The sequence below is a fragment of the Halococcoides cellulosivorans genome (genome assembly GCF_003058365.1).
GTDB lineage: Archaea > Halobacteriota > Halobacteria > Halobacteriales > Haloarculaceae > Halococcoides > Halococcoides cellulosivorans.
This window is the reverse complement of sequence record NZ_CP028858.1, coordinates 202,656-221,189: the sequence shown is the minus strand read 5'-3', so window position 1 is coordinate 221,189 and position 18,534 is coordinate 202,656. Positions and strand designations below refer to the sequence as shown.

Sequence of the window (18,534 nt, the reverse complement as noted above, 5' to 3'; positions counted from 1 at the left end):
CGACCCCACCAGACCACCGGCCCTGGGCCAAGCCGTCTACCGTCTCCCTGGGGAGTCGGTCACGACCGTCCGGTGGTGTTTTTGCCGGGTAGCCCAGTACGGAGAGGCATGCAACTGCTCGTCGGGGCGACAGTCGCGCTCCTCGCGCTCGCGGGGGCCCCCTACGCCATCTATCTCGGCCTGTACGCCTGGATTCGGCCCTCGGGCGTCCCGACCGAAAAAGTCGAGCGGACGCCGTCGGTGAGTATCGTCTTGCCGACCTACGACGAGAGCGGGATCGTCGCGGCGAAACTCGACGACCTGCTCGCGCTGGACTATCCGATGGAGCGAGTCGAACTCGTCGTCGTCGACTCCTCGACCGACGAGACCCCCGAGATCGTCCGTGAGTATTTCGCCGATCGAGACGCGCCAGATCTCACGCTGATCGAGGAGACCGAACGCCGCGGTCTCGCGCCGGCGCTCAACGACGGCTACAGCGCGGCGACCGGCGAGGTCGTCGTCAAGACCGACTGCGATTCGAAACTCGCGCCGGACGCGCTCCGGGAGGCCACCGCGGCGCTGGCCGATCCCGCGGTCGGGGCCGTCACCGGCACGAACGTCGAGGTGCTCGGCGGGAGCGCCGTCGAGGCGGGCTATCGGGGGATCCAGAGTCACATCCAACAGCTGGAGTCACACCTCGACTCGACGCTGATCTTCCACGGGCCGTTCTCGGCGTTCGAAGCGGATTCGATCCGACCGATCGACCCGAACTCGCTGGCCGACGACACCGAGTTGGCACTCAAGATTCGCCGCGGCGGCGACCGGGTGATCTTCGATCCCGCCGTCCAGTACAAGGAGGCCAGCCACTCGGGGTTCGTCAGGCGTCGCCAGCAGAAAGACCGTCGGGGGATGGGCCTGATTCGATTGTTGGTCCAGCATCGGGACGCGCTGGGCCGCTACGGCGCGTACGGGCGCGTGGTCCTGCCGTTCAACTGGTGGTTCATGATCGTCTCGCCGTGGCTACTGGTCGTGACCATGCTCGCCGGGACCGCGGCGGCGGTGTCGGTCGTGGGGCGGGGCGGCCTCGCGGTGCTCCTCGCGCTCGCCGGGTTCGTCGCTATTGGCCAGCGCGACTGGCTCGGCCCGGTCCAGCCGCTGTATTCGCTGTTCGACACACAGGTGTCGCTGATGCGCGCGAGCGTGAAGTTGTTGATGGGTCACGGCGACGGCACCTGGGAGGTCGATACGGACCTGCGGGAGGACTTCGAGTGAAAATTCTGCAAGCCACTCATCGATACCCACCCCGGACAGGCGGTGTCGAGACCCACGTCAGCGAGATCGCGACGCGATTGGCCGACCGCGGCCACGAGGTCGAGGTGTTCAGCGCCGACGCCGGCCGCGATGTGGACAGTGACGCTGTGGTCGAGGGTGTTCGCGTGCGGCGGTTCCGGTCGCTCGCTCCCGGTGGCGCGGTACACGTCGCCCCGCAGATCGCGCTGGCAGTCAGGCGATCGAACGCCGACGTGGTTCACGCGCACAACTACCACTCGCTGCCGCTGGCGATGGCTGCGCTCGGCGTTCGCGACGTGCGCTTCGTGGTCACACTACACTATCACGGCGAGAGTGCGAGTGGACTACGCGATCGACTGCTGTCGGCGTACCGACCGCTGGGTCGGTGGGCGCTGGGACGGGCCGACGCGGTGATCGCCGTTAGCGAGTGGGAACGGGGACGCCTGCGGACAGATTTCGGCGTCGACGCGACGGTGATCCCCAACGGCATCGACGTCAAGCGGTTCGCGGCCGCTGAGCCCGAGCGACGGAACCGACCGTACCTGCTCTCGGTCGGCCGCCTGGAGGCCTACAAGGGCGTCCAGCACGTGATCCGGGCGCTGGAGGAGGTGCCCGAGTACGACCTGGTGGTGGCGGGCACGGGCCCGTTCCGTGACGATCTGGAGGGGATCGCTCGCGAGGCGGGCGTCGACGACCGGGTGGACTTTCTCGGCTACGTCGACGACGATCGCTTGCCAGGGCTGTACGCCGGGGCGGCGGCATACGTGACACTCTCCGAATTCGAAGCCTACGGGATGACCGTCGGGGAGGCGCTCGCGGCGGGCACACCGTGTGTCACGACTACCCACGGCGGACTCGGCGGCTGGTCCGATCAGGAAGGCGTCGTCACCGTCGAGACAGCGACCACAGCAGCGATCGGTGCGGCCGTCGAGCGGGCGATCGGGAGGCCGGTCGCGCCCACCGATCTGCCAGGATGGGGCGATGTCGTCGATGCCGTCGAAACGTGTTACCAGGCCCCAACGGGTAACTGATAATTGTCCGGCGAGAGTACCCCCGACATCTGTATGGTCGAGTTCGACGACGTCTCAGTCGTTATTCCGACGGTTCGAGAGTCGCTGGTGACGCCAGCGACAGTGCCCGACGACGCAGAGGTGATCGTCCGACGGGACGAGGGATTGAACGTCGCCCGGAACGCGGGCGTGCGGGCCGCGTCCGCCGACTGGATCGTCATCGCTGACGACGATATCGAGTTTCCGACGGCGACGGTTGCCGAGACCCTCGGCCGGATGGATCGGCAGACGCTGGCCGGGCTCCGGGACTTTCCCCCACTGCGATGGGTGATCGGTCGGCTCATGATCTTCCATCGCGACCTCTGGAATCGCGTCGGCGGGTTCGACGAGCGTCGCCACCACGGCGGCGATACGGACTTCGCGATCCGCGTCGAGAAGGAGGGCGGGCGCGTGCTCCAGTTGGAACGAGACGTCGTCCCCCACTACGACGAGGAGACTGGCGACACGATGGTGACGCGTGGCCACCTCGAATGGACCTGGTATCTGCTCCGCCGCCATCCCCGCGTGTTCGGTCCCGTCGCGGCGAAACTGCTCGCCAACAAGCTCCGACCGCGATGAAGCGCCTCGGACTGCTCGTCGTCCTCGTCCTCGTCCAACTGTGGGTCCCGATCGGGTTCGGGCAAGCCCCCTACGCGGAGGCCCCACACCTCGACAGCGAGGCCGTCGTCGAGGGTGGCATCACCGGCGAACGCGCCGTCGTCTACGGACAGGTCAGTTCGACCGACCCGCTACTCATCACCGTCGACATCGACGACCGCGCGTACGATATCCGCCTGACCGGGGTCGACCGGCCAGTTCGAGACGGGCAGTACCTCGACGTGGCGGGCGTGGTCACCGCCGACCGGACCGTCGCTGCAGATGGCATCGTCGTTCGTGAGCAGACCGAACACCACTACACCTACGGCGTATCGGCGCTGGCGGGCCTGATCGTGATCGCGCTGATCGTTCGAGACTGGCGCGTCGACCGTGACGCGTACGCACTCGTCCCGCGGGAGGCCGACTGATGGTCGATCTGCTCTCGCACGTCCTGTTCGCGTACGCGGGCGTGACCGTCGTCTCGCTTGCGGTCGACGTTTCCCGGGCCGCACGGACGGCAGCCCTCTTCGGCGCGATCGTCCCCGACGTGAGCAAGGTCGGACTGTTCGTCGACGACGACCCACTCGAAGCACTCGTCGGCGGTTCGATCGAGGTGCTGGGGTGGCACACCCTCCTCGGCGTCGGACTGTCGATCGGGATCGCCGGACTCCTCGTCGGCCGACGATTCAGGCGGACCGCCATCAGGTGGATGGCCGTCGGCGTCACCAGCCATCTCCTGCTGGACGCGCTGTTGCGAACGCCAACCGGGACGTCGTCGTATGCGCTGTTCTGGCCCGTCTCTGGCTATCGGCCACCCACGCCCGGGCTCTATCTCTCCGGCGATCCGGTCGTGCTCGTCGTTGCGGCGCTCGCGGCGGGGGGAGCGTGGTCGGTCCGCCGACACATTACCCGGCACAGGTGACCCCCAGACGGGCAGACAGCAACGCTTTTCGGACCGCCGGGTAAAACCGCGGGCGTGAAGGTCTGTACGGTCGCACCGGCGTTCAACCGGCACGGCGGGGTGCCGTACGTCGCCCGAAACATCGTTGCCGAACTCGACGATCGCGGGGTCGAGAACTGGGTGATCACCGATCAGGAGCACGAAGATGACGTTCGGCCCGAACTCTCGGACGAGGTCGAAATCAGGACGGTCCGGCGCTCGGACCGACTCTTCCCGCTGAACATCTTCGCGTTCGCAGTCCGGGCACTCCCGACGCTGTCGGAACTGGACGAGGCCCACGATTTCGATCTGATCCACATGCACGGCAACTACATCACGTTACCCGTGCTCGCGGATCTCCTGGGAAAGGTCGACACACCACTCGTCGAAACCGCGCACGGGACCTATCTCAACGAGATTCGGTCGTTCCGGGAGTACCCCTCGTTCGACCGAAAGTGGAAATACTGCACGGGTGTCTACCTCGACCACCTGATCCAGAAGTACGGCACCCGCTTTGCCGATCACGTCCACACGGTCGCCGAGCGGGCGGTCCCCGAACTCGAAGAGATGGGGATCGATCCGGACCGAGTGGTCGCCATCCCCAACGGCGTGGACCTCACGGAGTTCGATCGTGAAACCCCCGCAGAGAACGTTCGTGAGTCGTACGGCCTGGAGGACGCCACCGTGGCGGTCTCGGTCGGCAGTGCGATCCCCCGAAAGGGAGTCCACACGCTGGTCGACGCCGCACCGGCGCTTCGCGAGCGAGACGCCGAGGCCCACATCGTCCACGTCGGTGGCCACGGCCACTCGGGCTATGCCGACTATCTCGAAACGCGGATCCAGGAACTCGGCGTCGAGGATGTGGTGACGCTGACGGGGCGGGTCCCCCGCGAGGAACTGCTCGGCTGGTTCGAGACCTGTGACGTCGCGGTCTCGGCGGCCTACTCGGAAGGCTGTCCGATCAACGTCCTCGAAGCGGCAGCCAGTGGATCGACCGTCGTCGCGACCGACGTCGCGGGAGCCCCCGACGTTCTCGGTGACCTCGGCATCTACGCAGAGCCGGGTGACCCAGAGGGCCTCGCCGACGCGATGGCCGACGGATTCGACGCCGACACCGGGCCCGCACTCCGACAGCGCATCGAAGAGCAGTTCACGTGGGATCGAATCGTCGATCGACTGTTCGATCGGTTCGAAGAGTGGTCAGAATGACTGAAGATCGCATCGCCTCTGCGGCCGTGCAGGACGCATCGTCCGATCTGAACTACGCGTTCTACGATCACCCCCGATACGAGCCCCCGGAAGCCTACGCGGACGCTCGCGACACGTTTCTCGATCGGATCGCCAGCGTCTCGGGCGTCGTCTCCGTCTACGAATCGGGGACTGGAGAGGTCTCCCGGCCAGGAATCTCGGACGTCGACCTGATCGTCGTGGTCGAGGACGAAATCGACGATCCGACCGCAGTTCGTGAGGGGATTTCGGCCGCGAAGACCGACGAATACTACTTTTTCCACGGTCCCGAGGTCATCACTCGATCGGCGTTTCCCGAGTACTACAACGTGCTCCCGATGCCGAAAGACCTCGTCCTCCACTACGGCGAGTCACTCGAATACGAGAAAAACCGCGATCGATTCAACTACCTCGCGTACCTGGTCGACTCGGTGACGACGACCTACCCGATGGAGTTTCTCGAACTCCTCTTCTTCCCGGGCCCATCGATCGATCACCACCGCCTCGATATCGTCTTCGGTGACGCGTTCGATCTGGCCGTCCCGGGAGTGGTTGCCGAGCGGTTCCCCGTCGATCTCGATACCCGCTTTGCGGTCCACCGGCTCAACTCCCTGCGCAACGATATGATGCTGTTTGCCGACAGTACTGGACGGGACACGCCGGTGATGGACGCCTTCGACGCCTCGATCACCGACCTCCGGGAGCGATGGTTCGATCTGGACCGGGCGGAGCGTGAGACACTGCTGATCGAACGCCTGCAGGACGCCATCACCGCCTGTTTCGCGTTCGTCGACCATCTCGACGCCTACCTTGACGAGATCGGTGTCGAGGTCCCGGAGACCGAACTGACGGTCCACTCTCACGAGACGACGCACAACGAGTTCCGCCCGGACTGGTCGGTCGAGACGGCCGAGCGTGACACCTGCGAGTACTACCGCGATGGGCGGGTCAGAACCGCCGTGTTGCCTCAGTCCGTGACGGTCAACGAACGCCTTCGCGACGGCGACACGGTGAGTGCACCCGAGGCGTACCGGAGGGCCCTGCAGAATCGCGACCGGTCGAAACGACAGCGCGACGCGTCGATGGCCGCCTACAAGTATCACCCGATGCGCGCCCGATACATGCGCGTGATGGGGGCGCTGTTCGGGCTCAAGACCCGCCTCGTCCGATGAGTCTCTCGGAGGTGTGCGTCGTCGGCTACGGCCTCCACCCGCCGTGGAGCGAAGGGACTCGGGTGCTGACCCGCGACCAGATGCGAGCGCTCACCGATCACGCCGCCCTCGACGTCCGAGGCATCTCGACGATCAGACCGGGCGACGAGCCCAGTCCCGAGTTCGAGATGTCGTACGCGCGCGAATCCCGCCTCGGAGATCTGGTCGCGGCCCTCGGTGGGTATCGCTACAATCGAGACGCCGTGATGTTCGCCAGACTGGCCTGGCGTGTCGGCCGACATCTCGCCCGTGAGGACCCCGACGTGGTTCATCTGGGCTTTGCGAGTCACAGCCTGTTCGCACTGGTGAACGACCTCGTGGGCGACGCAGCCGTGGTCGCCCAGACGTTCGGTGGCGTCGAACACGGTCGACTGCTGAACGCACTCGACACCCCCAGTCGTATCGACGCCTACGTCTCGACGACCGACGCCGACCTGGAGGCGCTCGAAGCGATGGGCGTTCCGTCATCGAACTGCCACAGTCTCGATCCACCGGTCTTTCTCGACCGGTTCGGTGGTGTCGACCGATCGACCGCGCGAGCGCAGTTCGGTCTCCCCGAGGACGCCTTCGTCGCGGGCTATTTCGGGAACGTGAACGAAGCCCGATTTCCGTTCGAGGTCGCAGCGGCACTCGACGCATTCGCCGCCGACGAGGGCGTCGAACTGTTCGTCGTCACCAAACAGATCGAGGATCGCGACGTTCGTGACCTCGACAACCTCACCGTCCACACGGGTCACCTGACCGACACCGAGAAGCGCGCGGCGTACGCCGCCGCCGACGTCTGGACGTTCCCGTTCCGTGAGTTGGGCGTCGAGCGCACGCCAGTGATCGATCCACCACTCACGGTGCTCGAAGCGATGGCGACCGGGCGGCCAGTCATCGCGAGCGACACGCTCTCGATGGCCGATGCCGTCACGGACGGGGAGAACGGCTTTCTCGTGACGCCCGGGGTGCCCGACCCGATCGTCGAGCGACTGCGGGCGCTGCGGGCAGACCCCGACGCGTGCGATCGCCTCGGGAGGGCCGCCCGCCGGACGATCCACGAACAGTACAGTCCGTCGGCGGTCGCCGACCGCCTCGTCGAGATTTACGAGATCGCCCAGACCCATGCACGCGACTGAGACCTACCACATCCACGATTTCGTGACCGTCCGGACGAACGCCGACGTACCGATTCCCGAGGCCTTCACTGGCGGGTCGGGCGACGCCGACCACGTCGTCGAGATCGAACGCCGACCGGACTGGTCACCGACACCACCGGCGAGAGCGCGCCGACTGGCGAGTCACCGCTTTTGGGTCGACGACGACACCGTGACCGTCCGGTACCCCTCGACACCGACACGATCGCCCGTCGCCGTCCGGATTGGGGGCCTCGGAACCGATCGGACACGGGTCGTGTTCACGCCGGCCTTTCGGGACCAGTCGGGGATCGACGACATCGTCGAGGGCGTGCTCACGACCGCGCTGCTCGACGCTGGCGTCGCACTGATTCACGCGGGCGCAGTCGTCGACGAAGACGGACGCGCGACGGTGTTGACCTCGATGGGGCGAATGGGCAAGACCTCGACCATTCTAACGTTGCTTCGCGAGTCGGCCGAACTGGGGTTCATGGGCGACAACGTCCTCCTCGTGGACGACGACGGAGCAGTCTACAGTTGGCCGGCGACGCTGGGCGTCTTTCCGGGGACGGCCGTCGAAGACGATCAGTTACCCGCGGGGACTCGACGGCGCGTCAGACTCAAGCGGTGGATCGCGCGCTCGGAACTGCTCTCCGCTGCGCTCTTGCACGCCTTCTCGATCGACCTCTCGGAAAACGTCGTCCCCGACGCCGTGGCCGACCGCGTGGTCGACCACGCGCCCATCGATCGGGTGTTCGTGCTGAACGGCGGTCGGACAGTCGACGATCGAACGCTCGCGACAGACGCCGCGACCGCTCGAATCGCGACCGGGACGGACATGGAACTCGACCCATCGGAGTATCACCTCTCACTGTACGCGTTCGCCGCCGGTGGCCAGCGCGTCCACCCCTCCGTGCTGAAAGAACGCCGACGATCGCTTCTGGCCGACGCGCTGGCGGACGTCACCGTGCGAGAACTGTTCGCTGACGGCGTCGCAGGCTACGTCGAGGCGGTGCAGTGAGCACGGATCGAGTCCGGCCAGCACCATATATCAACCCAGACGTGATACCCCCACGGGATGACCGACACGCGCTCCGTCCTGTTCGTCACGGTCGACTGCCTCCGTGCCGATCATACCGGCTGTTACGGCTACGACCGTCCGACGACGCCCGCCATCGATCGGTTCGCTGCCGATGCAACACTGTTCGAACACAGCTACGCGAACGCCGCACACACACGGTGGGCGATGCAGGCGCTGCACACCGGCTACTGCCCGCACGCTATCGACGGACTCGGGATCCCGGAGGGCGCAACGACGCTCGCAGAGCGGTTTCAGGCCGCGGGGTGGGCGACTGGTGGCTTCGCGAACAACGGCTTCGTGTCCCGGGAGTACAACTACCACCAGGGGTTCGACCGGTACGACGGTGTGGCCGAGTTCGCCGCCACCAAACCGCTGATCAAGCGACTCGGAGATCAGGTCGACCGTCACCTCGACAGTCGAGTGCTCCGCCAGTACGTCTACGAGCCACTCGTCGAGACGTTGCGCTCGGCCGAGAGTGACGGGACGGAGGACGGGTACCGTGAGGCGGTGACCGATCGCGATGTCGTCGACGCCGCATGCGACTGGATTGCCCAGCGCCAGGCCGACGGCGACCCCCATTTCACGTGGGTTCACCTCATGGACGCCCACACACCGTACTCGCGGTGGGACGACCACCTTGAGGCGATCCGTGGCGACACCGACGTCGAACACGTCGTCCGTCCACACGACCAGATCACCGTCGGAGAGGAGCCACCACAGGCGGCGATCGACGCCTACGACGCCGGCGTCAGGAGCGCCGACGAGCAGGTCGGACGGCTCTTGGACACTGTGGGCGACGGGACGGTCGTGGCAATCACAGCCGACCACGGCGAGTCGTTCGGGCGGTACGCCCCCTTCCACGCCGGACCGGTTTACAGCTCACTCACACAGGTCCCGATCATCGTCCGCGCACCGGGACTGGAGCCTGGTCGGGTCGACGAGTATCCCGTCCAGCATCTCGACATCGCGCCGACGCTACTCGAAGCCGCTGGGATCGACGCTCCCGATTCGATGGCGGGCGATTCACTGATCGATCTCGACCGGGAAAGTGACGCTCCAGTCTTCTTCTGTGTGGACGGTGACGACACCGAAGCAGTCGGGATCCGCGAAGGCCCATGGAAGTACGTCGAGCCAGAACAGGGCTCGCCCGCGCTGTACCGCGTCGCTCACATGGGTTCGGAGGGCGAGGACGTCAGCGACGATCACCCCGAGGTTCACGACCGGCTCGTCGACGCGCTCCGAGACCACGAGGCGGAACTGCAGTCGGTCGACCTCGGGGCCGGACGGGCGTCACTCTCCGCGGATCGGGACGATCTCTCCGAGACCGTCGAACAGAACCTCGACCAACTCGGGTATATCGAGTGACAGTCACGAGACCGCCAGTCACCGGGGCACGAGGCCCGAAAGTGTGTGGACGGGGATCCGCGCGAACCGACGACCGGCAAGGACCCCGATCCGGAGCCCGAAGAGTATCCGATCAATAAAACTGAAAGAACCGCGCGCAGTGACGAGAAGTCCGCAGACGGCGCTCGCCAGGATGGCCCGCCAGGTCGGCGTCGTTTCGATAATGCTATCAGGCCGATCGTATTCGGTGACCAGAGCCGCGTCCAGATTTCGGACTTCGTACTGCTGAATCACTCGGCTCAGCAGTTCGTAGTCCTCCCAGCGATACGACCGATACCGCCCGACTGTCTCGTACACCTCTCGTCTGACCATCCACGTCGAGTGGGGAATCGGATTGTGCAACGGCAGTCGTCGGCGGATCGCAGCCGACTCGACGGGCTCTCGTTGGAGCGTCGTCGCCCCGGTATCGGGATCTTTCTTCCGAAGGAAACACCCGACGAGACCGACCGACGGATTCCGCTCCAGAAGTTCGATCTGCCGCTCGAACCGGGTTGGGTCGGGCACGGCGTCCGCGTCCACACGAGCGACGAATCGACCGCTCGCTTTCTCCAGCCCGACATTCAGAGAATCGACGATATCGCCGTTCTCCTGAAGTATTATACGATCATCGGGATGATCGGCAACGATTTCGCACGTTCCGTCGGTAGAGCCGCCATCGACGACGATCACTTCGATGTCCGAAACGGTCTGTGCCAGCGTGGCGTCGAGTGACTCTTCGATGTAGTCCGCCTCGTCCAGCGTGGGAATGATCACTGAGACGGCACTCATAGGTATCCCAACCGATCCAGTCGGTCGGCGGTGGTCGAATCGATCGATCCGTAGGCCTCGGGACTGGCCCGGAGCCACGAGGCCACGGACGCCTCAAGTTGGCCATCGTACGGACAGCGGTCGACCAACTGTCGGCCGGCCTCTCCGGAGCGTTCGTACTGTTTGACGTGGATTTCGGAACTCGACCATGGAGACTCGAAGATGGTCGTGAGCGAGTCCGAAGGACGAGCGACCCGCCGACAGAGCAGATCATCGGTCGAAAGGCGACTCGTTGGACCCTCATCGAGCGTCCACCCTGAGTCTACTTGTCGGGCGATGCCGTCCGATGCGACGAGCGTCTCACCCGATCCGATTACCGGAGTCACCCCATCTGTCAGATGAGCGAACACCTCGGCAACGAGTCCGTGAACCGTCTCCCCGGTCAGTTCGGACTCGGCACCTTCCCCCACAAAAAAGGGGACTTCGACTGCCTTCGGGTGGAGGACGCCGTGATGGTCGAACCACCCCTCCTCACCGAGCATCTGGCCATGGTCACTCGTGACGATCGGGACGACGTCGTCGCAAGAGCGGATGAACTCGGAGACGATGTCGTCGAGGTATCTGATTTGCGTTCGATAGGCGGCGTGGAGTCGCTCGAACAGTTCGTCCCAGGTGTCGAACGGTGCGAGATGGTCACAATCATCGATCCGTTGTCCCGAAAGAAACTCCATGCCATCGAAGCGATCGAGAGCACGGATTTCTGGCTCAGAAAAGTCGTAGCCGAGAGCATCGCTGTATTTCGTCGGGACGTGTGGCTGGTGTGCGTCGAGGAGATTGATGATGGCGACGCTGTCCTCCGATCCGGTCGAGAGCCAGTCACGAGCGTGAGAGAGGACACGGTCACCGTAGAACTGCCGACGACGATCGTCCGTCCCCCGGACGAAGCGAATGCCGTTGTGGAGGTCTGCGACACGCTCGTTCGAGTGGAGCAGGTGGTGGGCGGCACGAACGTATCGTTTCGGCCGAGACGGCTCTCGTTCGACCAGGCGCTTGAACGAGTACCCAGACCGCCGAGGTTTGTGATGGATGTCGTCGTCGAAATAATCGATCGGTTCTGCGAACCCAAACCGGGCGCTAAAATACGGATTTTCCGAGAACCCGCCGACAGTGAACCCCGCCGCCCGGATGGCGTCGACGAACGCGTGATCCGTGAGGCGGTCGGTCGGACGAGTCGTCTCGTGGGCGATCGGAGATTTCAGCGAGTACAGCGATGCGTGCGTCGGGAGCGTCCAACTGCTAGGTGCGAGCGCAGTTCGGGACGTCATCGACGACAGAGTCGGCATCGTCGTCTCGTCGACGTCGGCTGCCCGCACCGAGTCCATGACGATGATGGCGACGTTCATCAGAACCTCCGCGAGAGCAAACGAATGCGTTTGATCAGCTCACCGGTTCGTCCGGTCCGACGATCGTACACGAGATTGTTCTGCCGACGGATCGACCGATCCTTTCGATCGATTATCGGATATTCACACTCGGTGATGACGTTCTCCGAGATGATCGTTTTCCGCCCGCTCGCTCGAACGCCGAATTCGAAGCCACAGATATCATTGTCGACTATTTTCGTCCCATCTGACGAGGAAAAGATGCCGTCCTGGGGGTCGGGCCCACCGCCGACGAAATGTGAATTGCGGATCGTCACCTGATCGCTGTTCCGTGCCGCGACACCACGGCGACCCGACTCGGTGGTCGTGAAACAATCGTCGACCAGGACCTGCCGCGCACCGGTAAATCCGATCGGAGCGGCCGGGTGGGGGCCACCTTCGAAAGTGGAGTTCCGAATGACCAGCTGAGACGCAGCGGCGTCGAACTCTGGATCGACCCCGGGATACTGGACGTCACCACTCACACCGCGATCGACTTGGCCTCGGGACCGGCACCGCTCGATGCGTGTTTGCGTTCCGCCGACTTCGATTCCTCGCCAGCCACAGTCGACGGTCGCACAGTCGCGAATGATAGTTCCACGAGCGTCGGACGCGACACAGATTCCCGATCCACCACCGATCGCATCGTTTGTTCCGGGCTCACCGATCCGTGGTGTGTCTCTGATCTGGCAGTGCTCGATTCGGGTGTCTGTCGCATCTCGAACCTCGATTCCGTTGGCTTTCTCGGTCGCTTCCCCACCGATATGTTCCACGATCAGCCCAGAAACGAACGCGGACGTACACCCCTCCACGACGACCGCAGGCCCCTCGTAGGTCGGTTTCAAGACTGTCCCGTCGCCCACCAGCGACGCGTGATCGTCGTCCAATCGGATCGGCGCATCGATCGACATAACGCCGCTGTTCAGGTCTGTCGACCGATCTGCGCGAACGGGCGGCCGACACCACTCCATCATAGGGGATACCCACAGCATTCAGGTAAAAAGCTACTGTCCGATAAAGTAACAAATATGGTGACGGAGGTGTATTAAATTAAATGGTGAATTGGCAGTTGATAAATTGTATGCAGAAAATAACTCACCACTCGGGAGATGTTTAAATATACCCCAGAGTATCGAGCTGACGGCGAACGTCTTCAGGCAAATCAGCCGGGTGCGTATCAGTCTCACTCGGATCGATCACGAGACGATCACGGTGTTCCTGGGCGGCCGACAGAAGAGCATCGTCATCGGAGTCGCCCTCGAATCCGTCGACACCCCCATACACGTATCCCGCAGAGTCAGCAGCACCCGCGAGAACCGTATCGTGGGAGGCGAGAACGTCAGACGAGTACCCCTCAGAAATCAGGCGATCTCGACGGTTCGGATCGAGTCCATGAAATTCCGTGAAACAGCGATCTTCGGAGACGACATCGAGGGCGTCACGGACGGTCGCCCCGTGGAAAAGGTCCACGACGAGATCAAAAATACCAGTCAGACTCAGCAGGTTATCGACTGACCGATCACGGACCGACGGTCCAGAGATCACCAGTGGCACCTGAACTAATTCTGGATAGAGACCGTACTCGTGGGCGTAGTACCCGTGTTCGCCCAGGAGTTCGCCGTGGTCCGAGCATGTTATAATATAGTCATACTCGTCACGGATATCGTCGAAGATTCGTTCGTACTTGTCGGAAAGGTACCGGCAGGCCGCCCGATAGGCCCGATCGATCGTCTCCGTAGAGGGCGCAGTACCCAACGACTCAGCGAGGCCAGACAGCTGAACGCCATCCCCCGACCAGTACTTTTCAGGCGGATCATAGGGACTGTGAGCCTCCATGAGATTCACGAAAAGGAACTCCGGATCGCGGACGCACCGGTCTTCGATGAAACTCTGGACGGCGGTTGCTCCAGAATCCTGCGCTCCCGAAAACAGTGTCCCGAGAACGGGGTGATCGTAGTATTTCAGTTCCGCCCCCACCCAGAGCGATTTGACTGAGTGGCCCGATCGGAGACACGCTTCCAACACTTCGACCACCGAACGGGAATCAGCGTCCCGGACGAGCTGTATCCAATCGACGTTCGACTGTGAGAGCATCCGACCCGTTTCAGACCGTTCGGAGAACAGATCGAACCCTCGGTCGAATCCCCAGTACCTCGATATATGAGTGTTGGTGGATATTCCGACAGTTTTGACGCCCATCTCGTCGAGTCGTTCTGCGAGAACGGTGTCAGCGGAGTCAAGTGACTTTTGTCGTGGTGTGACACCGTGCCGTGACGGATAGGTGCCCGTGAACATTGAGGCGTGCGCAGGGGACGTAAAATTCGCTGGTGAGTATGCGTTCTCAACGGCCACCCCAGGAAGCCAGTCGAACAGTTCATCGAACAGGTCTTTCCGGACCGTATCCAGCACGACCAAAGCGACGCTCGTCACGAATAGACGATTTAAAGCTTGTCTCGACCAAAAGATTGTCGGCCGTATTCGGGTCGACTCGCCAGAGGCCTGGAGAGTCATATCGATCGGGGAATCGCACCATTCGATGGCCGGGGTATACGTCGATCCGACGGTACCACATCATCACCAAACACGACGGAGACTGTCAGCCGTCGGGATCCGATGATCTCGACAGACGGCCCCCAATTCACGACAGTCCGGCTATCACCGTTCCGCGACGAGCATCGGCGTGTTCTCGTTCTCGGCAACCGTCCGTTCGGTGATCGTCAACCCCGCCGCCTGGAGTCGGGACTCGATCGACTCGGTGGAGACGCCAGCGGTCGGATGCACCTCGACGAACGCCGATCGTACCTCAGAGAGGAATTCCCCGAAGCCGTCGAGAACGCTCCCTTCGGCCCCTTCGACATCGATTTTTACGACATCGGGAACGGTGATTTCGTCCTCGTCGATGAGTGTCGCCGCCCGCCGAACGGTGACGGTCGTCTCGCCGTCACTCGCGAGGTGATTCGAAGGGAACCCGCTCATATCGTTTTCGAGGTGGAACCCGGCCGTCGTATCCTCGGCCCCGAGTGCGTGATTTCGCACCGTCCAGGACGACTCCGGTCCGTTCTGGGCCAGATTCGTCCGGAGACGAACCGCCGTCGGTGGGTGTGGCTCGACGGCGGTGACTCGGCCGGAATCGAGCGCCGCGAGCGCAAAGACCGAAAACACCCCGACGTTGGCACCGACGTCGAGGACGTGATCGTCACTCTCGATCGTGTCGAGAAAGGTGCGGAGGATCTCTCGTTCGCCCGTGAACCGTCGGGCGTGATGATACTCTCGTGGCGTCGTCACGAGGAAGGACGCGGATCGATCGTCGAGCGTAGCCGTGTAGATGGGACCATGAATCGCGAGTCGGATCGCGTCGGCGGCGACACCGAGTTTCCGGAACACGTTCGTCATGGCCTGCACTCAACGCCACTGCCCCAAATATTCACCTCTCGGCAGATCGACCCGCGATCGACGGTACAAATCGACCGCGACCGTCGATCGGGCCTCACCCCACCAGAGCCTCCCAGTACCGATCGAAGTCGCCACAGGGCGTCGTTTCGTGAGTGACCTCGAGTGCCTCCATGAGATTCCGTTCCGTCGTAGAGAGACGAACGTGACACTCCGGTACCGAGGACTTCGAAAGGAACAGGTCCTGAAGATCGGGCAGCCCATACCGAGGTGGTGGTTCGACCGTCGCAGACCCCCTGGTCAGCGTCCGGAACAGATCGACGACAGGTGCCTTGTGCGGAATCCACGGCTCGATCGGACCGAGGGGCAGAACGTCCACGACGAGTTCCATCCCACCGGCCCACACCGGACCAGCGAGCGCGGCCAGAATGGCCACCCCGAGGACGATCGATGGCCCACTGTGCCGGTCGAGACCAGCGACGAGAAATCGAGCACTCGACCGACCAGAGACCGCATCAACAAGCCGATCCGAGAGTCGACGCCACAGGTCGCGGTGGGATCCCAGGACACCGATTCCCAGCGCGAAAAACGCCGCCAGGTGAAGGAGGTCGGCTCGCCAGTCGAAATCGACGACGAGGATCTGGACGAGGAACCACCCAGTCCCGGCCGCAATCCACCAGTCCCGTCTGTAGCGCCGTGTGAGCGTCATCGCTGCACCGAGCACGCCCAGCGGGACGACGATCGAGCCGTATCCGTACACCACGAACAGTTTCACCACGCGTATGCCGACGAATTGCGACTCCGATCCGACGAGAAGCATCGTGAGGACCACTTCAGCGATCATCGTGTCCAGCGCCCCGCGGACCGCGAACGGGACGAGGACGAGAATCGTGACGACCAGCCCGCTGGCGACGACCCAGAGTGCCTGACGTCTCGACCGTAGGATCGCGATGGCGACCGCGAGCAGCGGGTATATCGCCGCCCAGTGCCAGAACCCCGCCGCGATGGCCGTAGACGCGCCGGCGAGTCCCGGGTGCTCTTCGAGGATCAGATAGAGGCCAACCAATCCAAACAGCAGTGCGAAGTATTTCGGTCGGACCCCACCGAGTGGAATTTGATAGAACGCCGGGAGCGAAAGGAGAGAAAGACCGGCCGCGAGAGCCAGTTTCCGATCACCAGTCTGGCGATGGGTGATCGTGCCGAGGGCAAGGACGGATCCGACCGCCGTGGCGGTCGTCAACGAAACCCCTGCAAGGTGCAAGACGTGGACGTTCCCGCGTGTGAGCGCCCCGAGGCCAGCCGTGACATAGTATATCAGGGGCGGTTTGAGATCCCAGATGTCGACGTATGGCAATCCCCCCTGAGTCATGGACCACCCCATGTACTGAAAGAGTGCCGAGTCACCGTCGATCGGTGGCAGGCCAGCGTTGAAAACGATCGGCAAGAGATGGAAAAAGAGAGCAGTTCCGACGAGGACGGCCCCCCATCGATCAGCGAGGCGGTCGAGAGTGCGCCAGACCGGCATATACCGGCCATAGCGGGCGGCGGTCTTGAAAGCTATGAGAGATCACGCCTCGCAGCGACACCGTCGTCACCGGTCTGGGTGGGAACCGAGGACGACCGGTCGGGAGGTGTCGCCGTTCGGCAGTCGAAATCGTTATGCAGGACATCCACAAACCGACAGACTACGAATCGGTATCGCGACAGTTCGTTCGATACATGGACCAAACTCAAACGCCGAACGTGGTGGTGGTCGTCGTCGACGCACTCAGGCCGGACGTAGTCACAGCGGAGACTGCCCCCTGGATGACGAACCTCGCCGTGAGTGGCGTCGAGTTCGAGCGGGCGTTTTCACCGATCAACGCGACCGAACCGCTGCTGGCGTCGCTGTACTCTGGCACGTATCCGGCGACTTCGGGCGTCTACAATCACGGAACGAACCTCACGGAACGCGATATTGAGGTTCTGGACGACCTACCCTTTCTCCAGGAACGGTTCCGAGCGCAGGGCTACGAGACCAGCGCGATCGACTGGCTCGGCAACTGGCACGAATCGGGGTACGACCAGTACAGCGGCAAACTCGACGAGTCGACCGACCAACGGGACCGCGACCGATCGGGTGGTAGACGGCGGTCTGTGCCGTCGGCACTGCTCGAATGGTCTCTCGATAGGGCCCCACCGAGTCTCGTGAGTGTGTTCCGTCGGGCATACTTCCAGGTGTCGGAACCGAGCGTCCAGGCTGGTGGGTGGCTTCCGGATTCCGCAGACGACGTCGTCGACGCAGCGATCGACGCCGTCGAGACCGGAACGTCACCGACGTACACCTTCGTTCACTTCTGGGACACGCACGCCCCCTACGAGGTGCCAGACGAGTACGTGCAGGGCGACCCGGACGACCCGTACGACCGGTACGTCGGGGCCGTCCGATTCGTCGACGAGCAACTCCGTCGCCTCGACGAAAGGGTCGACGAAGCGACGGACCGGCCGACGCTGTACGTTGTGCTGGGCGATCACGGCGAGTCGTTCGGTGAACACGGGATCTATTTCGATCATCACGGACTCTACGACGCGACGATCCACGTCCCGATGATTCTGTCTCACCCCGATCTGCCGGCCCGGACGGTCGACGAGTTCGTCCAGCACGTCGACATCGCGCCGACACTCTGTGACTTTCTGTTCGACGATCCCCTCCCGGACGTCGACGGGCACTCCCTGCTCGGGACGATCCGCGACGGCGACCCCACACGAGACGCCGTGATCGTCGAAGAGGCCCACACCCAGCGCAAGGCTGCGATCCGGACGGACCGGTACAAGTACATCGAAACGGTCGGTGACTCGGCAGTCTGCGAGGGGTGTCACGTCGTCCACGGTGGCGAGCGAGAACTGTACGATCTGCGTTCGGATCCGGAGGAACGCGAGAACATGATCGAACGGTCGCCAGAGACGGCCGAGCGGCTGGCCGACCGCCTCGACGACTGGCGATCGACGCACCGAACCGAGCACGAGGCCAGTGCCGACGATCGCGAGATCGTCGATGCAGAGCTGGAACAGCGATTGCGTGATCTCGGATACCGGTAACC

At 63.5% G+C, this 18,534-nt stretch carries 17 protein-coding genes; 11 read left to right on the top strand and 6 right to left on the bottom strand.

Translation table 11 applies throughout. From position 1 onward, the window contains the following. Positions 1 to 108 precede the first annotated feature (108 nt). The 10 genes from HARCEL1_RS01100 to HARCEL1_RS01055 are packed head-to-tail and all read left to right on the top strand — an operon-like array spanning position 109 to position 9,857. Positions 109 to 1,251: a glycosyltransferase gene (locus tag HARCEL1_RS01100; protein WP_108380785.1), complete on the top strand. Its 1,143-nt coding sequence runs from the start codon at positions 109 to 111 to the stop codon at positions 1,249 to 1,251. Further along, positions 1,248 to 2,300: a glycosyltransferase family 4 protein gene (locus tag HARCEL1_RS01095; protein WP_108380784.1), complete on the top strand. Its 1,053-nt coding sequence runs from the start codon at positions 1,248 to 1,250 to the stop codon at positions 2,298 to 2,300. Before HARCEL1_RS01100 ends, HARCEL1_RS01095 begins: the two co-directional genes overlap by 4 nt. A gap of 33 nt (positions 2,301 to 2,333) precedes the next feature. Then, positions 2,334 to 2,897, top strand: a complete 564-nt coding sequence (locus HARCEL1_RS01090) for a glycosyltransferase family 2 protein (protein ID WP_108380783.1) — start codon at positions 2,334 to 2,336, stop codon at positions 2,895 to 2,897. Then, the gene (locus tag HARCEL1_RS01085) at positions 2,894 to 3,343 is read left to right on the top strand and encodes a hypothetical protein (protein WP_108380782.1); all 450 of its coding nucleotides are present in this window, start codon (positions 2,894 to 2,896) and stop codon (positions 3,341 to 3,343) included. The genes HARCEL1_RS01090 and HARCEL1_RS01085 overlap by 4 nt, the downstream gene beginning before the upstream one ends. Beyond that, positions 3,343 to 3,837: a metal-dependent hydrolase gene (locus HARCEL1_RS01080; RefSeq protein WP_108380781.1), complete on the top strand. Its 495-nt coding sequence runs from the start codon at positions 3,343 to 3,345 to the stop codon at positions 3,835 to 3,837. The genes HARCEL1_RS01085 and HARCEL1_RS01080 overlap by 1 nt, the downstream gene beginning before the upstream one ends. A gap of 54 nt (positions 3,838 to 3,891) precedes the next feature. After that, complete coding sequence (locus tag HARCEL1_RS01075; protein WP_108380780.1) at positions 3,892 to 5,064, top strand: glycosyltransferase family 4 protein; 1,173 nt, start codon at positions 3,892 to 3,894, stop codon at positions 5,062 to 5,064. Then, positions 5,061 to 6,254 carry a hypothetical protein gene (locus HARCEL1_RS01070; RefSeq protein WP_108380779.1) on the top strand — a complete coding sequence of 398 codons (1,194 nt, stop codon included), beginning with the start codon at positions 5,061 to 5,063 and terminating at the stop codon, positions 6,252 to 6,254. Before HARCEL1_RS01075 ends, HARCEL1_RS01070 begins: the two co-directional genes overlap by 4 nt. Beyond that, positions 6,251 to 7,414 (top strand): glycosyltransferase family 4 protein, encoded by a 1,164-nt coding sequence (locus HARCEL1_RS13885; RefSeq protein WP_159076966.1) that lies wholly within the window; start codon positions 6,251 to 6,253, stop codon positions 7,412 to 7,414. The genes HARCEL1_RS01070 and HARCEL1_RS13885 overlap by 4 nt, the downstream gene beginning before the upstream one ends. Further along, positions 7,401 to 8,432: a hypothetical protein gene (locus HARCEL1_RS01060; protein WP_108380778.1), complete on the top strand. Its 1,032-nt coding sequence runs from the start codon at positions 7,401 to 7,403 to the stop codon at positions 8,430 to 8,432. Before HARCEL1_RS13885 ends, HARCEL1_RS01060 begins: the two co-directional genes overlap by 14 nt. Before the next feature lie 57 nt (positions 8,433 to 8,489). Next, positions 8,490 to 9,857 carry a sulfatase gene (locus HARCEL1_RS01055; protein ID WP_108380777.1) on the top strand — a complete coding sequence of 456 codons (1,368 nt, stop codon included), beginning with the start codon at positions 8,490 to 8,492 and terminating at the stop codon, positions 9,855 to 9,857. A gap of 18 nt (positions 9,858 to 9,875) precedes the next feature. On the opposite strand, the gene HARCEL1_RS13920 is transcribed toward HARCEL1_RS01055, so the two are convergent. The 6 genes from HARCEL1_RS13920 to HARCEL1_RS01025 form a co-directional block, all read right to left on the bottom strand. Further along, positions 9,876 to 10,664 carry a glycosyltransferase family 2 protein gene (locus tag HARCEL1_RS13920; RefSeq protein WP_108380776.1) on the bottom strand — a complete coding sequence of 263 codons (789 nt, stop codon included), beginning with the start codon at positions 10,662 to 10,664 and terminating at the stop codon, positions 9,876 to 9,878. Beyond that, a complete protein-coding gene (locus HARCEL1_RS01045; RefSeq protein WP_108380775.1) occupies positions 10,661 to 12,046 on the bottom strand; it encodes a sulfatase-like hydrolase/transferase in 1,386 nt (461 codons plus the stop codon). The genes HARCEL1_RS13920 and HARCEL1_RS01045 overlap by 4 nt, the downstream gene beginning before the upstream one ends. Next, a complete protein-coding gene (locus HARCEL1_RS01040; RefSeq protein WP_159076965.1) occupies positions 12,046 to 13,035 on the bottom strand; it encodes a right-handed parallel beta-helix repeat-containing protein in 990 nt (329 codons plus the stop codon). Before HARCEL1_RS01040 ends, HARCEL1_RS01045 begins: the two co-directional genes overlap by 1 nt. A gap of 142 nt (positions 13,036 to 13,177) precedes the next feature. Then, positions 13,178 to 14,473, bottom strand: a complete 1,296-nt coding sequence (locus tag HARCEL1_RS01035) for a sulfatase-like hydrolase/transferase (protein ID WP_233357457.1) — start codon at positions 14,471 to 14,473, stop codon at positions 13,178 to 13,180. A gap of 246 nt (positions 14,474 to 14,719) precedes the next feature. Beyond that, positions 14,720 to 15,457 (bottom strand): FkbM family methyltransferase, encoded by a 738-nt coding sequence (locus HARCEL1_RS01030; RefSeq protein WP_108380772.1) that lies wholly within the window; start codon positions 15,455 to 15,457, stop codon positions 14,720 to 14,722. A 94-nt stretch (positions 15,458 to 15,551) separates the two neighbouring features. Continuing rightward, the gene (locus HARCEL1_RS01025; RefSeq protein ID WP_108380771.1) at positions 15,552 to 16,979 is read right to left on the bottom strand and encodes a DolP-mannose mannosyltransferase; all 1,428 of its coding nucleotides are present in this window, start codon (positions 16,977 to 16,979) and stop codon (positions 15,552 to 15,554) included. 194 nt (positions 16,980 to 17,173) lie between these two features. Here HARCEL1_RS01025 and HARCEL1_RS01020 point away from each other — a divergent pair, with 194 nt between their 5' ends. Next, on the top strand, positions 17,174 to 18,532 hold the full coding sequence (locus tag HARCEL1_RS01020; protein ID WP_159076963.1) for a sulfatase family protein: 1,359 nt from the start codon (positions 17,174 to 17,176) through the stop codon (positions 18,530 to 18,532). Positions 18,533 to 18,534: the final 2 nt, after the last annotated feature.